Source organism: Streptosporangium sp. DT93 (assembly GCF_049844535.1).
In the GTDB taxonomy this organism is placed as follows: domain Bacteria; phylum Actinomycetota; class Actinomycetes; order Streptosporangiales; family Streptosporangiaceae; genus Streptosporangium.
Genome location: NZ_JBNCLF010000004.1, coordinates 264,560 through 279,158, shown reverse-complemented (window position 1 = coordinate 279,158; position 14,599 = coordinate 264,560). Strand labels below are relative to the sequence as shown.

General features: G+C 71.5%; 11 protein-coding genes and 1 tRNA gene. 9 read left to right on the top strand and 3 right to left on the bottom strand.

What is annotated here, in order from left to right:
• Positions 1 to 92 precede the first annotated feature (92 nt).
• Entirely contained in the window at positions 93 to 2,735 is a 2,643-nt protein-coding gene (ppdK, locus tag ACLQ2R_RS11625) for a pyruvate, phosphate dikinase (protein WP_425959420.1), read from the top strand.
• A gap of 192 nt (positions 2,736 to 2,927) precedes the next feature.
• Positions 2,928 to 4,160 carry a deoxyguanosinetriphosphate triphosphohydrolase gene (locus tag ACLQ2R_RS11620; protein ID WP_425959419.1) on the top strand — a complete coding sequence of 411 codons (1,233 nt, stop codon included), beginning with the start codon at positions 2,928 to 2,930 and terminating at the stop codon, positions 4,158 to 4,160.
• Positions 4,161 to 4,281: 121 nt separating this feature from the next.
• On the opposite strand, the gene ACLQ2R_RS11615 is transcribed toward ACLQ2R_RS11620, so the two are convergent.
• Positions 4,282 to 5,169, bottom strand: a complete 888-nt coding sequence (locus ACLQ2R_RS11615) for a peptidoglycan DD-metalloendopeptidase family protein (RefSeq protein WP_425959675.1) — start codon at positions 5,167 to 5,169, stop codon at positions 4,282 to 4,284.
• A gap of 156 nt (positions 5,170 to 5,325) precedes the next feature.
• Between ACLQ2R_RS11615 and dnaG the strand changes: the two genes are divergently transcribed.
• The 4 genes from dnaG (at position 5,326) to ACLQ2R_RS11595 (ending at position 10,576) form a co-directional block, all read left to right on the top strand.
• The gene (gene dnaG, locus ACLQ2R_RS11610; RefSeq protein WP_425959418.1) at positions 5,326 to 7,176 is read left to right on the top strand and encodes a DNA primase; all 1,851 of its coding nucleotides are present in this window, start codon (positions 5,326 to 5,328) and stop codon (positions 7,174 to 7,176) included.
• Positions 7,177 to 7,361: 185 nt separating this feature from the next.
• On the top strand, positions 7,362 to 8,465 hold the full coding sequence (gene rpoD / locus ACLQ2R_RS11605; protein ID WP_386231868.1) for an RNA polymerase sigma factor RpoD: 1,104 nt from the start codon (positions 7,362 to 7,364) through the stop codon (positions 8,463 to 8,465).
• Positions 8,466 to 8,819: 354 nt separating this feature from the next.
• On the top strand, positions 8,820 to 10,118 hold the full coding sequence (locus ACLQ2R_RS11600) for an MGH1-like glycoside hydrolase domain-containing protein (RefSeq protein WP_425959417.1): 1,299 nt from the start codon (positions 8,820 to 8,822) through the stop codon (positions 10,116 to 10,118).
• The gene (locus ACLQ2R_RS11595; RefSeq protein WP_425959416.1) at positions 10,115 to 10,576 is read left to right on the top strand and encodes a hypothetical protein; all 462 of its coding nucleotides are present in this window, start codon (positions 10,115 to 10,117) and stop codon (positions 10,574 to 10,576) included. Before ACLQ2R_RS11600 ends, ACLQ2R_RS11595 begins: the two co-directional genes overlap by 4 nt.
• 247 nt (positions 10,577 to 10,823) lie before the next feature.
• Here ACLQ2R_RS11595 and ACLQ2R_RS11590 read toward each other — a convergent pair whose 3' ends face one another.
• Positions 10,824 to 11,132, bottom strand: coding sequence for a YtxH domain-containing protein (locus ACLQ2R_RS11590; protein WP_425959414.1), 309 nt, complete (start codon positions 11,130 to 11,132; stop codon positions 10,824 to 10,826).
• A 172-nt stretch (positions 11,133 to 11,304) separates the two neighbouring features.
• Here ACLQ2R_RS11590 and ACLQ2R_RS11585 point away from each other — a divergent pair.
• From ACLQ2R_RS11585 to ACLQ2R_RS11575, 3 genes are all read left to right on the top strand, one after another.
• Positions 11,305 to 11,377: transfer RNA gene (locus ACLQ2R_RS11585), tRNA-Asn, on the top strand.
• 246 nt (positions 11,378 to 11,623) lie between these two features.
• On the top strand, positions 11,624 to 12,844 hold the full coding sequence (locus ACLQ2R_RS11580) for a nitric oxide synthase oxygenase (RefSeq protein WP_425959413.1): 1,221 nt from the start codon (positions 11,624 to 11,626) through the stop codon (positions 12,842 to 12,844).
• A 224-nt stretch (positions 12,845 to 13,068) separates the two neighbouring features.
• Positions 13,069 to 13,842 (top strand): enoyl-CoA hydratase, encoded by a 774-nt coding sequence (locus tag ACLQ2R_RS11575; protein ID WP_425959412.1) that lies wholly within the window; start codon positions 13,069 to 13,071, stop codon positions 13,840 to 13,842.
• A gap of 210 nt (positions 13,843 to 14,052) precedes the next feature.
• Here ACLQ2R_RS11575 and ACLQ2R_RS11570 read toward each other — a convergent pair whose 3' ends face one another.
• The gene (locus tag ACLQ2R_RS11570) at positions 14,053 to 14,574 is read right to left on the bottom strand and encodes a DUF402 domain-containing protein (RefSeq protein ID WP_425959411.1); all 522 of its coding nucleotides are present in this window, start codon (positions 14,572 to 14,574) and stop codon (positions 14,053 to 14,055) included.
• Between the last annotated feature and the right edge of the window lie 25 nt (positions 14,575 to 14,599).

Genomic DNA, 14,599 nt, shown 5'->3' with positions numbered 1-14,599 from the left:
GCCGTTTCATCGGCTTGTTCGTCTGTAGAGTTCTTGGGGAGGCGGACCAGACGTCGTTTTCGAAGCCGTAGGAAGCCGTAGAAGGAGCGACCGTGCCCAAGTACGTTTACGACTTCACCGAGGGAAACAGAGATCTCAGAGACCTGCTCGGCGGCAAGGGGGCGAACCTCGCCGAGATGACCAACCTCGGGCTGCCGGTGCCCCCCGGCTTCACCATCACGACCGAGGCGTGCCGGAGCTTCCTGGCCGACGGCGTCCTGCCCGGCGGGATGGAGGAGGAGGTCGCCGCGCACCTGTCCGCGCTGGAGAGCGCGATGGGACGCGAACTCGGCCAGGCCGACGATCCGCTCCTGGTGAGCGTGCGCTCCGGGGCGGCGTTCTCCATGCCCGGCATGATGGAGACGGTCCTCAACATCGGGCTGAACGACGACTCGGTCCACGGGCTGGCCAAGCAGGCCGGCGGCAACGAGCGCTTCGCCTGGGACTCCTACCGGCGCCTCATCCAGATGTTCGGCAAGACCGTCCAGGACATCGACGGCGCGCTGTTCGACGACGCCCTGGAGGAGCTCAAGGACGGCCGCGACGACCTGGAGCTGGAGGCGGCCGACTTCCGCGCCCTGGTGGCGACGTACAAGGAGATCGTCCGCGCGCACACCGGCGAGGACTTCCCCGCCGACCCGCACCTGCAGATGCGCATGGCGGTGGAGGCGGTGTTCTCCTCCTGGAACGCGCCGCGCGCCGTGCTGTACCGCCGCCAGGAGCGCATCCCGGCCGACCTGGGCACGGCGGTCAGCGTCTGCTCGATGGTGTTCGGCAACTGCGGCATGGACTCCGGCACCGGCGTGGCCTTCACCCGCGACCCGGGCAGCGGCCAGCAGGGCGTGTACGGCGACTACCTGCAGAACGCCCAGGGCGAGGACGTGGTCTCCGGCATCCGCAACACCCTGCCGCTGCAGGAGCTGGAGAACATCGACCGGTCCGTCTACGACGAGCTCATGCGGACCATGCGCACCCTGGAGGAGCACTACCGCGACCTGTGCGACATCGAGTTCACCGTCGAGCGCGGCAAGCTGTGGATGCTGCAGACCCGGGTGGGCAAGCGCACCCCCGGGGCCGCGTTCCGCATCGCCGTGCAGCTCGTCGACCAGGGCGTGATCGACCTCGACGAGGCGGTCACCCGGGTCACCGGAGACCAGCTCGCCCAGCTCATGTTCCCCCGCTTCGCCGAGGAGACCGGCACCACGGTCATCGCCAGGGGCATGAACGCCTCGCCGGGGGCTGCCGTGGGCAAGGCCGTCTTCTCCACCGACCGCGCCGTCGAGCTCGCCGAGCGGGGCGAGGCCGTCATCCTGGTACGCCGCGAGACCAACCCCGACGACCTGGCCGGCATGATCGCCGCCCAGGGGGTGCTGACCAGCCGGGGCGGCAAGACCTCCCACGCCGCCGTGGTCGCCCGGGGCATGGGCAGGACCTGCGTCTGCGGCGCCGAGGCACTGGAGGTCTCGGCCGCCGACCGCACGTTCACCGCGCCCGGCGGGGTGGTGGTCTCCGAAGGGGACGTCATCTCCATCGACGGCACCAGCGGGGCCGTGTACCTGGGCGAGGTGCCCGTGGTCCCCTCCCCGGTCGTGGAGTACTTCGAGGGCTCGGGCGACCGGGACGACGAACTGGTCCGCGCGGTGCACCGGCTCATGACCCACGCCGACGCGGTACGCCGGATGGACGTGCGCGCCAACGCCGACACGGCCGAGGACGCGGCCAGGGCGCGCAGGTTCGGCGCCCAGGGCATCGGGCTGTGCCGCACCGAGCACATGTTCCTCGGCAAGCGCCGCAGCCTGGTCGAGGACCTGGTGCTGGCCGTCTCCGACGAGGAGCGGGACCACGCGCTGGCCGCGCTGGAGCCGCTGCAGCGGGAGGACTTCACCGCCATCTTCCGGGCGATGGAGGGACGGCCGGTCACGATCCGCCTGATCGACCCGCCGCTGCACGAGTTCCTGCCCGACTTCACCGAGCTGTCGGTCAAGGTCGCCCTGGCGGGCGAGGAGGCGACGGAGAAGGACCGCAAGCTGCTGGTCGCCCTCAAGCGACTGCACGAGGAGAACCCCATGCTGGGCCTGCGCGGGGTCCGGCTCGGCCTGATCATCCCCGGCGTGTTCGCCATGCAGGTCCGGGCGATCGCCGCGGCGGCCAGGGCCGTGCCGGGCAGCCGGCCGGAGATCATGATCCCGCTGGTGGCCGCGGTGCAGGAGCTGGAGCACGTCGGGGACGAGGCGCGCGCGATCCTCGCCGAGACCGGCGTCGAGGCACTGGTCGGCACGATGATCGAGGTGCCGCGCGCCGCGCTGACCGCCGGGCAGATCGCCGAGGCGGCCGAGTTCTTCTCCTTCGGCACCAACGACCTGACCCAGATGACCTGGGGCTTCTCCCGCGACGACGTCGAGGCCGCGTTCTTCTCGAAGTACCTGGAGCTGGGCGTCTTCGGCGTCTCCCCGTTCGAGACGCTGGACGCCGACGGCGTCGGCAGGCTCGTCGAGATCGCGGTCGAACAGGGCCGGACGACCCGTCCCGATCTCAAGCTGGGCATCTGCGGCGAGCACGGCGGCGACCCCGACTCGATCCACTTCTGCCACAGGGTGGGCCTGGACTACGTGTCCTGCTCGCCGTTCCGCATCCCGGTCGCCCGGCTGGAGGCCGCCCGCGCCACCCTGGCCTGCGCCGGGTCCGACACCCGCTGACGCGCCGGCGGGGGCGCCACGGTGACGTCACCACCGGCCGCCACCGGCCCCGGCGGGCCGGTGGTGACGTCGTGCCCCCACCTGCCCCACGCCCCCCAGGCGAACGCCGTCCGGGGGGCGTACCCCCGGTAACCAGGTGTTTTCCCGCCGTTCGGCATGAGCGGAGCTTTCGCGGATAAAATCACTGCACGTATGCACCGTTACGATGAGCACGATCAGGCCAGGTGGGTGCCGGAACCGCCCGGCAACCCCGGAAGAAGCATGTTCCAGCGCGACCGGGCCCGGGTGCTGCACAGCGCCGGGCTGCGCAGGCTCGCGGCCAAGACGCAGGTCGTCGGCCCGGGGGAGACCTTCGGCGGCGGCCAGCACATCCCGCGTACCCGCCTGACCCACTCCCTGGAGTGCGCGCAGATCGGCCGGGAGATGGGCGGCACGCTCGGCCGCGACCCCGACCTGATGGAGACCGCCTGCCTGGCCCACGATCTCGGCCATCCCCCGTTCGGCCACAACGGGGAGACGGCGCTCAACGAGCTGGCGAGCGGCTGCGGCGGCTTCGAGGGCAACGCGCAGAGCCTGCGCCTGCTGACCCGGCTGGAGGCCAAGGTCGTCACCGAGGACGGCCGCAGCGCCGGGCTCAACCTCACCCGGGCCTGCCTGGACGCCGCCGTGAAGTACCCGTGGACCCGCGAGCGGGGCGCCAAGTACTGCGCCTACGACGACGACATGCCGGTCTTCGCGTGGATCAGGGAGGCCGCGCCCGAGGGGCGGGTCAGCTTCGAGGCCCAGATCATGGACTGGGCCGACGACGTCGCCTACTCCGTCCACGACCTGGAGGACGCCCTGCACTCCGGCGCCGTGGTGTTCAGGGCGCTGCGCGACCCGGCCGAGCGCCGCGAGGTCTGCGCGACCACCCGCGACTGGTACGCCCCCGAGGCCGAGCCCGGTGAGCTGGAGGACCTCTTCTCCCGCCTGATCACCCAGCCGTTCTGGCCCCGCCACTTCGACCGCTCGCTCGCGGGCCTGGCCGCGATCAAGGGCCTCACCAGCTCGCTCATCGGCCACTTCTGCAGGTCGGCCGAGATCGCCACCCGCGAGGCGTACGGCCCGGCGGCCGGGCGCTACAGCGCCGACCTGATCGTGCCCAGGGCCACCCGGCTGGAGTGCGCGCTGCTGAAGGGCGTCACCGCCCACTACGTGATGACCGGGGACGAGCACAACGCGAACCAGGCGCGGCAGCGCGAGCTGATCCACGACCTGGCCCACCAGATCATGCTGGGCGCCCCCGGCACCCTGGAGCCCGCGCTCAGGCCCGCGTTCACCCGGGCGGCCGGGGACGGCGAGCGGCTCCGCGTGGTCGTCGACCAGATCGCCTCGCTCACCGACACCTCGGCGGTCGCCTGGCACCGCCACCTGTCGGGCCGCTGACCGCCCTCCCGGCCGGACCGGAGACGATCGGGGGAGGCTCGAGGACCGGGGGGACGGTCGGGGAGGCCCGGGGGGCGGGGGGCGGTCAGGGGAGACCCGGGGGCGAGGGGTCCCGCGGATGTCAGCCGACGCCGCCGTCGCCGCCCAGGGTGACCTGCTCGGGCTCCTCCGGCGTCGGCGTGGGCCGGGGCTTCTTGGTCGGCTGGGGCTTGGACGCGCACAGGGTGAAGCACCGCGGGGTGGCGCCCGTCCGGTTCATCACGGCCCGCATCTCCTCGCGCGGGGAGAGGGTGGGATTGCCCTTCAGCCAGGCGTCCAGGTAGTTCCACGGGTTGACCATGCCGCGGCGCACCCACCAGAGCGACGAGGAGGTCTTCCAGGAGATCGCGAAGTAGAGGTTGCTGGCGGTGGAACGCGCGTTGCCGGAGTTGCCGACCTGGCCGAGCGCCTGCCCCGCGCCGACGCGCACCCCCGGCCTGATCCCCTCGGCGACCTGGTCCAGGTGACCGCCCAGGTAGCGCACCCCGTCGTCGCCGACGACCGTGACGAACCGGCCCTCGCGGTCGGCGCCGCGGTCGGTGGAGGGCTTCCACCGGTTCTTGATGTTGACCTCGTCGACCACCCCCGCCACCGGCGAGACGAACGTGCAGCCCTTGCCCGTCCAGATCGTGGTCTTGGGCAGCACCAGCAGGCGGCTCTCGTAGCTGACCGAGCAGCCCTTCACCGGGAAGGCGTAGGTGTGCTTGGAGAGCTTCGGTGGCGGGACCCGCACCGGGGGGTCGGCCTTGGGACGGTCCACCGCCGTCTGCGGGACGGGGGTCGGCGTCGACTCCGGGATGGTCGCGGTGACCGAACCGGGCGTCCCGGCGGCGCTCTCCGCCCCGCTCTCCGCCCCGGGGGCCGGGGGCATGGTGCCGATGCCGGCCACCCCGCCCGGGGACGCGCAGGCTCCGGTGACGAGCACCGCGCCGGTCACGGCGGCCAGTCGTACCTTGTGCCCCGATCGCATGATCTCCACCCGCGTACAGTATCGAGAAATCGCTTCTACCTTTGTAACCGACGTCATGGTTGGTCACGACCTCTTCGGGAAAGTCATCGTTCCTCCTGCCCCCGCGGCCCCCCTCGTACCGCCCGAGCTGTCGGGGGGCCGGACTAGACTCGCGGCGTGGCAGGCCGGATCAGTGACGAGGACATCGCGCTCGTACGAGAGCGCTCACCGATCGCCGACATCGTGGGCGAGCACATCCAGCTCCGCAACGCCGGCGGCGGCAACCTGAAAGGGCTCTGTCCCTTCCATGACGAGAAGACCCCGTCGTTCAACGTGACCCCCACCCGGGGGTACTGGTACTGCTTCGGCTGCGCCGAGGGCGGTGACGTCATCACCTTCGTCCGGCGCCTGGAGCACCTGTCGTTCGGCGAGGCCGTCGAGCGGCTGGCGAACAGGGCGGGCGTCCAGCTCCGCTACGAGCAGGGCGGGTACGTGCCCGGCCGCGAGCAGGGCGAGCGCAGCCGGCTGATCGAGGCCCACCGGGCGGCGGCGGAGTTCTACGTCTCGAAGCTGTCGGCCCCCGACGCCGCGCCCGGACGCCGCTTCCTGTCCGAGCGCGGCTTCGAGCGGGTCGACGCCGAGCGGTTCGGCGTGGGGTACGCCCCGGCCGAGTGGGAGGCGCTCGCCCGGCACCTGATGGGCCGCGGCTTCACCGCCGCCGAGCTGATCAAGGGCGGGCTGGCCAAGGAGGGGCGGCGCGGCCCGATCGACCGGTTCCGGGGGCGGCTGGTCTGGCCCATCCGCGACATCACCGGAGACGTCATCGGCTTCGGCGCGCGCAAGCTCAACGACGCCGAGGAGGGCCCGAAGTACCTCAACACCCCCGAGAGCCCGCTCTACCACAAGAGCGAGGTCCTCTACGGTGTCGACCTGGCCAAACGCGAGATCTCCAAGCGCTCGCAGGCCGTGATCGTCGAGGGCTACACCGACGTGATGGCCTGTCACCTGTCGGGGGTGCCGACGGCGGTGGCCACCTGCGGCACCGCGTTCGGCGAGGAGCACATCAAGGTGCTCAGAAGGCTGCTGCTCGACCAGTCGGGCTCGCAGGGCGAGGTGGTCTTCACCTTCGACGGCGACGCCGCGGGCCAGAAGGCGGCGCTGCGCGCGTTCGCCGACGAGCAGAAGTTCGTCACCCAGACCTTCGTGGCGGTGCAGGCCGACGGGCTCGACCCGTGCGACCTGCGCATCCGGCACGGCGAGGCGGCCGTGCGGGATCTGATCGCCGCCAGGGAGCCGCTGTTCGCGTTCGCCATCCGCAGCGTGATCTCCAAGTTCGACGTGAGCACCAACGAGGGCAGGCTCTCCGCCCTGGACGCCGCCGCCCCGATCGTGGCGGGCATCAAGGACCGCTCCCTGCGCCAGCTCTACGCCGTCGACCTCGACCGGTGGCTGGGGTTCAACAACGAGCGCTTCGTGATCGACCGGATCACCGAGGTCTCCGCGGCGGCCCAGCCGCGCGACCGGCGCCCCGCGGGCCCGCGCCGGGTCGCCGACCTCACCGACCCCGGGGTCAGGACCGAGGCCGAGGTGCTGCGGCTGGCCGTGCAGCGTCCCGCGCTGCTCGGTCCCCGCTTCGAGGCGGTGGGCCCGGAGGCCTTCACCCTCCCCGAGCACGTGGCCCTCTACCGGCTGATCGTCGGCTGCGGCGGCACCGCCGCGGCCGGGCAGGGCGGCCGGGAGTGGGTCGACCTGCTGCTCGGCAGCGCCGAGGACTCCCTGCGCGGGATGGTCACCCGGTTCGCCGTGGAGGAGCTCAGGGCCGACCTGGCGAGCGAGGAGCGCTACGCCTCGGCCATGCTGGCCGCGCTGGAGCTCGTCTCGGTGGCGCGGGCCATCGAACAGCTCAAGTCACGGATGCAGCGGACCAACCCGGTCGAGGAGCAGCAGGAGTACAACCGGCTGTTCGGCGAGCTGGTCGCGCTGGAGCAGCAACGGCGCGTCCTCAAGGAGCGCACCGCCGCGAGCTGACGGCGTAAATTGCTTTAATATCCAGCGGACGATTCCGCCAAACCCTAATAAGGTCTCGATCCCATAAGGAACGCGGCCTTACCTTCGGTGACAAAAATAGGTCTGCCATTTTGGGGAGCCAATACAGCAGACTGTCTCCCGTGGGTGCATCGGTGCTGCCAAGTGGGCCGCCATCGGTAGACCAGGTGGCCGACCTCGTCGCGAAGGGAAGAGAGCGCGGAAGCGTCACGGTTGATGACGTGGCCGCCGCTCTCGACAAATCCGAGCTGCCGTCCGACGCGCTTGAACGCGTCGTGCGCATGCTCACCGAGCACGGAGTGGAGGTCCTCGAGCCCCAGGGCGACGAGGAGCCCGCCCGGCCCGATGAGGAGGATGTCGGTAAAAGGGCGCCGACCAGCGATCTCGTCCGTATCTACCTGCGGGAGATCGGCCGGGTGCCCCTGCTCACGGCCGAGGAGGAGGTGGAGCTCGCCAAGTCGATCGAAGCGGGCCTGTTCGCCGAGGACAAGCTGACCAGCGTCGTCTCACGCCTGGGGTTCCCGGAGTTCAGGGAGCTCGTCTGGCAGGGAACGCGGGCCAAGCAACGGCTGATCGAGGCGAATCTTCGCCTGGTGGTGTCAATCGCCAAAAGATATGTGGGACGCGGCATGCTCTTCCTGGATCTCATCCAGGAGGGCAACCTCGGGCTCATCCGTGCGGTCGAGAAATTCGACTACACGAAGGGCTACAAGTTCTCCACATACGCCACCTGGTGGATTCGCCAGGCGATCACCAGGGCGATCGCGGACCAGGCGCGCACCATTCGGATCCCGGTGCACATGGTCGAGACGATCAACAAACTGGTACGGGTCCAGCGCCAGCTCCACCAGGATCTGGGCCGCGAACCCGCCCCCGAGGAGATCGCCCTCGAGATGGACCTGCCGATCGACCGGGTGATCGAGATCCAGCGGATCGCCCAGGAGCCGGTCTCGCTCCAGTCCCCGATCGGCGAGGAGGACTCCGACCTCGGCGACTTCATCGAGGACGCGGACGCGGTCGTGCCGATGGAGGCCGCCGCCTTCATCATGCTGCAGGACCAGCTCGACGACATCCTCGCGACCCTGTCGGACCGGGAGCAGCGCATCATCCAGCTGCGCTTCGGGCTCGCGGACGGGCATCCCCGCACGCTGGAGGAGGTCGGCAGGGAGTTCGGGGTGACGCGCGAGCGCATCCGGCAGATCGAGTCGAAGACCCTCGCCAAGCTCCGCCACCCGACCAGGGCGCAGATGCTGCGCGACTACCTCGACTGAGGCGCCGCCCGGCGCCCCGTCAGGGCCGGCGCCCGGCTCCGGCCGGGACGCCGGCCTTCGGGCGTCGTCCCCGTCGTGGTCGTGGTCGTGGCCGTCTCCGCTGTCGCTTCCGGCATGGCGGGGCGTGTCCGGCCGGCTTCTGAGCCGCTTTCGGCCCGGTTCCGCGGTGAATCCGGCCTGGTTCCCAGACGGCTCCGGCCCCGTTCCCAGGCGAACCCGTCCTGGTTCCGAGGCGAACCTGGCCGGTTCCGAGGCGAACCCGTCCTGGTTCCGAGGCGAACCCGGCCGGTTCCGAGGCGTCTCCGGCCCGGTTCCGGGCTGTTCTCCGGGGCGATACAGGCGCAGACTGGGCGAATGGAGTCGCGAGCGGCGGTCGACGACGCCGCACTGGGCCGGGAGGCGTGGGCCGTGCTCGACGCGAACCGGACCGGCTCCGCCACGGCCCCCGCCCCCGGCCTCTACCCCCACCAGTGGAACTGGGACTCCACCTTCGTGGCGATCGGCCTGGCCCGCTGGGACACCCTCAGGGCCGGGGCCGAACTGCTCAGCCTCCTGCGGGGGCAGTGGAGCAACGGGATGGTGCCGCACATCGTCTTCCGGCCCGTCCGTACCGAGATCTACTTTCCCGGCCCGTCCGTGTGGCGCTCGCGGGACCACCGGTGCGCCCCCAACGGGGTGGGCACCTCCGGGCTGACCCAGCCGCCCCTGCACGCGCTGGCGCTGTGGTGGATCTGGCGGCACGCGACCGACCGCGACACGGCCACGGCCCTGGTGCGGAGGCTCTACCCGATGCTGGTCGCCCAGAACGACTACCTCGCCACCGCCCGGGACCTCGGTGGAGCGGGTCTGGCGGCCATCGTCCACCCGTGGGAGTCGGGCATGGACGACAGCCCCGTCTGGGACGCCCCGCTGGAGGCGCTTCCGGCGGCCGGAGCCCCCTACCGGTACGCGGAGTCCTCCGAGGGGCGGCCGGGCGGCCACCAGGACCGTCACATCGCCCTCGCCCTGCGCTACCGGGACGCCGGCTACGAGGCGGCCTATCTGCGCGACGAGCACCCCTTCGCGGTCGAGGACCCGATGTTCAACGGGATCTGGCTCGCCTCCTGCCAGGCCCTGGCCGAGCTGGCACCGGTGGCGGGCGCGGACGCGGGCCCGCACCGGGCGGCGGTGGAACGGATCCGGGCGGCACTGCTGGAACGCCTCTGGGCCGACGGCCTCTTCCGCGCCCGGGACCTGCGCGGCGGGGGGCTCAGTCCCGTCTGCACGATCGGCTGTTTCGGGCCGCTGCTGGACCGGGAACTGCCCGCCGACCGTGTCGCGGAGCTGGTGGGCGTGCTGGAGTCGGCCCGCTTCATGGGGGCCGCCGGGTACCCGGTGCCCAGCTGCGAGATCCGCGCCCAGCAGTTCGACCGGTCCTGCTACTGGCGCGGGCCCTCCTGGGTGAACACCAACTGGCTGCTGCGCCGGGCGGCGGCCGTCCACGACCTGGGGGGGCTGGCCAGGGTGCTGGGGGCCGGCACCCTGCGCCTGGTACGGCAGGGGGGCTTTCGCGAGTGCTTCGACCCCTTCGACGGCAGCGGCCGGGGCAGCCGCGACTTCTCCTGGTCGGCGGCGCTCACCCTGGACCTGCTCGCCGATACCGTGGAGACATGAAGCTCTTCAGCCGCATGCCCGCCGAGGTCCGCGCGGCCGTCGTCCGGGGTGACCGGGTGCTCACCTACGCCGAGGGGCCGGACGGCTACGTGATCGCCGCCGACCGGGCCCTCTACCTGGGGGGCGCGCGCCTTCCCTGGTTCCAGGTGGATCGCGGCACGTGGGACGAGGAGGGGCTGACGGTCGTCACCACGGACGGGCGCTCGCACCGGGCGTTGCTGCCCGAGCCGGGCCGGGTCCCCGAGGCCGTGCGGGAGCGGGTGACGGCCTCGATCGTCGTCAGCCAGTACGTCCCGCTGGACGCCCGAGGGGGAGTGCGGCTGGTGGCCAGGAGGGCCGACGCCGACGAGCTGGTCTGGGAGCTGGTCTTCGACGCCGGTCTCGACGCGGAGGACCCCGGCCTGCGCGCCCTGGCCGAGCAGGCGCTGGAGGAGACCCGCCGCAGCTTCGGCGTCTGAGCCGGGATCTCCGGGCAGGCGGGAAGGGGCCGTCCGGGTTCTCGCGGACCTGGCGGGGACGAGGAGCCGTGGGGTGAGCCCCGGGCCCCCGGACACGCGAAAAGACCCTTGGGCGCGCGAAAAGACCTCAGGCGCGCGAAAGATCCCCGGACGAGCGAAAGATCCCGGACGCGCGAAAGGCCCCCGGAGGGGCCTTCGCGCCCGCGGGCCGCTTCCCGGCCCGGGGCCCGGAAGCGGCGCCGGCCGGTCAGTAGGGCGCGGACGTCTTCTGGCCCTCCGGCCAGCCGGTGCCGGTCTCGTCCGTCTCGTCGTGCCAGCCGTTGGCCGACTTCAGGAACGGCAGCCGGTTCTTGGCCACGTCGCTGACCTTGTCCTTCGCCACGCCCGTGGCCTTGGTGACCTTGGCGCCCACCAGGCCGGCGGTCTCCTGCACGGACGGGTTCTCCGAGACCCGCTGGGCGAGCTGCTTGATCTGCTCGTAACGCTCCCGTCCGGCACGGCTCCCCAGGACGTAACCGGCCGCGAATCCCACACAGAACATCATTCGATAACGCATGTCCACCTCCACAAGCATGTTCCGCCGGACCCCGTGATGCGATCACCTGCGGATCGCCACTCCCCCCGCCCTACCCCGGAGTATCGATGCGACACACACCCATGGAGTGCGCTAATCTATTCCTGCGCCGCAAGGAACGGGGAACATCCGCTCCGACCAGCGCAAAGCGCAATCCCGTGTAGCTCAATCGGCAGAGCAGCCGGCTGTTAACCGGCAGGTTATAGGTTCGAGTCCTATCGCGGGAGCATCGTGAAGGCCCCGGAAGCACAGCTTCCGGGGCCTTCGTCGTCCGTATCCCGATTCGGCGGACAAACCACGGCGAATCACAGAAAATAAGATCGCCGTACCCGGGGCCCCGTGATCACAGCGGGTGGACCGGCGCGCGGCTGCCGCGGACCACACCGATCGCAGCGGGGAAGGGCCGCCGCGTTCAGGGCACCGTGCCGCCCGGAACGGCCCCGTGCCCGTGAGCCACATTGGGTGGTTTTGCTGTGCTCACCTGGCGAAGGTCCCGGCATCGTGCCCCGGATCCGGTCCATGCCGTTCCCGAGGCGCCCCCGGCGGCCGTACGGGCCCCGTCCGACGAGAGGGGCGCGGCCGACGTGGAGGCCGCGGCCGAGGACTATCTGAGGTTGTTCCACGCGGAGAATCCCGGGGCAGGTGACCCGCGGGAGCGGCTGCGTGAGGTCCGGCAGGAGATCGCCAGGACCGGGACGTACACGCACACCCCCGACGAGCTGGTCTTCGGGGCCCGGGTGGCCTGGCGCAACAGCGGCAGGTGCATCGGCCGGCTGTACTGGCGCTCGCTGCGGGTGCGCGACCGGCGGTACGTCACCACGGCCGAGGGCGTCGCGGTCGAGTGCGTGAACCACCTGCGGGATGCGGCACCGGCCCGCCGGATCCGTCCGACGATCACCGTCTTCCCCCAGGACCGGCCGGGAGCCCCCGGGCCCCGGATCTGGAACGAGCAGCTCATCCGGTACGCCGGGTACCGCACGGCGGACGGCTCCGTCGTCGGGGATCCCCGCTACACCGACTTCACCGCGATGCTGCGGGAGCTGGGCTGGCCGGGCGGCCCCGGGAGCCCGTTCGACGTCCTGCCGCTGGCGATCTCGGTGGGGGACGGTCCGCCGCTGCTGTCCACGCTCCCCGGCGACGCCGTGCTGGAGGTGCCGATCTCGCATCCGGTGCACTCCTGGTTCGAGGAGCTGGGGCTGCGCTGGCACGCCGTCCCGGTGATCTCGAACCTGTGCCTGGAGATCGGCGGGGTCTGCTACCGGGCGGCGCCGTTCAACGGCTGGTACATGGGCACCGAGATCGGCGCCCGCAACCTGGCCGACGCCGACCGTTACGACCTGACGCCGCTGATCGCCCGGCGCCTGGGCCTGAACACCCGCAGCGAGCGCTCGCTGTGGCGGGACTACGCGCTGGTGGAGCTGAACGCGGCGGTCCTGCACTCGTTCGGGCGGGCCGGGGTGACGATGACCGACCATCACACCGAGTCCCGGCACTTCCTGAAGCACCTGGAACGCGAGGAGAAGGCCGGCCGGGTCTGTCCCGCCGACTGGAGCTGGATCGTCCCGCCGATGTCGGCCTCGGTCACACCGGTCTTCCACCGCTACTACGAGGACCGGCTGTTCATGCCGAACTTCGTCCACCATCCCGACTCCCTGGAGCGAGGACTCGGCCGGCGGGGAGCGCGCGAGGGCTGATCGGGGGATCGGGACGGGGGCGGGCGGAAAGGGCCGGACCGGACCTGAAGGGGAGGCCGGTCTCCGGCCGGGGCGTGGCGGACCTCCGGCCGGGGGTGTGGCGGGTCTCCGGCCGGCCCCGCTCTGCTGACGCCGGGGCGGGAAGGGTGTAGAACGATATTCTGTAACCTCCGATCGGAGGTTCTCGTGCGGGAGCGCTTCGGGGCTTCCCGAAGGGAGGCGGAATGGTCGATCTGGTGCTGTCGTCGATCGAGCGGGGCGTGCTGACGCTGACGTTCAACCGGCCGGACAGGCTGAACGCCTGGACCGACGACATGGGCCGGCGCTACTTCGACCAGCTGGCCGAGGCCGAGAAGGACCCCGAGGTCCGGGTGATCGTCGTCACCGGAGCGGGGAGGGGCTTCTGCGCGGGCGCGGACTTCCAGACGCTCGCCGCCCTCCAGGACGGCTCCTACTCCGCGGAGCCCGACAGCCGTCCCACCACCTTCCCGACCACGATCCGCAAGCCGGTCATCGCCGCCGTCAACGGTGCCTGCGCCGGGCTCGGCATGGTCCACGCCCTCGTGTGCGACCTGGTCTTCACCGCGGACGAGGCCAAGTGGACCACCGCGTTCGCCCGGCGGGGCCTGGTCGCCGAGTACGGCCTGTCCTGGATCCTGCCGCGCCTGGCGGGCCAGGCCACGGCCATGGACCTGCTGCTGTCCGGCCGTACCTTCACCGGCGCCGAGGCCCGTGAGCTGGGCCTGGCCAACCGGTCGGTGCCCGGGGAGAGCCTGATGGAGGAGACGCTGGCGTACGCGAGGGAGCTGGCCACGTACAGCTCGCCGGCCTCGATGGCGGTGATCAAGCGCCAGGTCTGGGGGGACTGGCAGCAGACCCTGGAGTCCTCGGAGTCGGCGGCCGTGCGCCTGATGCTCGACTCCTTCTCCCGGCCGGACTTCGTGGAGGGCGTGGCCAGCTTCGTCGAGCGCCGCGCCCCCGGGTTCCCGCCGCTGTAGGCAGGTCCGCCGGGCCGCACGGGGCCCGGCGGACCGTACGGTCCGCTGAGCGACAGGCGACCGGGGCGCGGGTGCCCGGGGTACACAGGCACCCGGGGTTCACGTGACGAGGGTTCACATGACGCCGAGGTTCACGTGCCCCCGAGGTTCACGTGCCCCCGGGGCTCACGTGACCGGGGCTCACGTGACCGGGGCTCACGTGACCAGGGCTCACGTGACCAGGGAGAGCCAGTGCGGGGCGGTGCCGAAGGGGGCCGTGCCGGAGGTGACCGCCTCCATCAGCCAGGCGGCCGAGGCGCGGGCGTTCTCCACCACGTCGGGCGGGTACGCGTAGCGGACCCGGTGCTCCTCGAACTCGTCCTCGTCGTCCAGGTAGATCCGCCTGGTGCGGCCCTTGAGCACGTCGCGGCGCGTCCGGATCACGTCGAGATCGAGGTCGATCATGGTGACCTCGCCGTCACGCCACTCCGGCACGGTGGAGATGTCGCAGTAGAGCTCGTGCTTGTTCGGGGCGGCGTTGAAGGCGGCTGTCCACCAGGCGTCGCGGGGGAAGAGCATCACGAAGGGGGTGGGCCAGACCACGGCGGGCCCGTCCCCCTTGTGGCCGCTGGAGCCGGCGGCACAGCCGGTCCACACCCCGTGCTCGTCCTCGCCGAGCAGCAGGCCGCGGTGGTGCCAGTGCAGCGATCCGTCGTACTTGCGGTAGACCACGTTCACCATCTCGTTGGGCATCCTTTGACAGTAGGGCTTGACAGTG

What these genes read in the sequence shown, in the direction of transcription:
- ACLQ2R_RS11615 (WP_425959675.1), bottom strand. Translation starts at nt 5,169, where the DNA reads ATGCGATCGGGGCACAAGGTACGACTGGCCGCCGTGACCGGCGCGGTG.
- ACLQ2R_RS11570 (WP_425959411.1), bottom strand. Translation starts at nt 14,574, where the DNA reads ATGCCCAACGAGATGGTGAACGTGGTCTACCGCAAGTACGACGGATCG.
- ACLQ2R_RS11600 (WP_425959417.1), top strand. Translation starts at nt 8,820, where the DNA reads ATGGAGTCGCGAGCGGCGGTCGACGACGCCGCACTGGGCCGGGAGGCG.
- ACLQ2R_RS11575 (WP_425959412.1), top strand. Translation starts at nt 13,069, where the DNA reads ATGGTCGATCTGGTGCTGTCGTCGATCGAGCGGGGCGTGCTGACGCTG.
- ACLQ2R_RS11595 (WP_425959416.1), top strand. Translation starts at nt 10,115, where the DNA reads ATGAAGCTCTTCAGCCGCATGCCCGCCGAGGTCCGCGCGGCCGTCGTC.
- ACLQ2R_RS11590 (WP_425959414.1), bottom strand. Translation starts at nt 11,132, where the DNA reads ATGCGTTATCGAATGATGTTCTGTGTGGGATTCGCGGCCGGTTACGTC.
- ACLQ2R_RS11620 (WP_425959419.1), top strand. Translation starts at nt 2,928, where the DNA reads ATGCACCGTTACGATGAGCACGATCAGGCCAGGTGGGTGCCGGAACCG.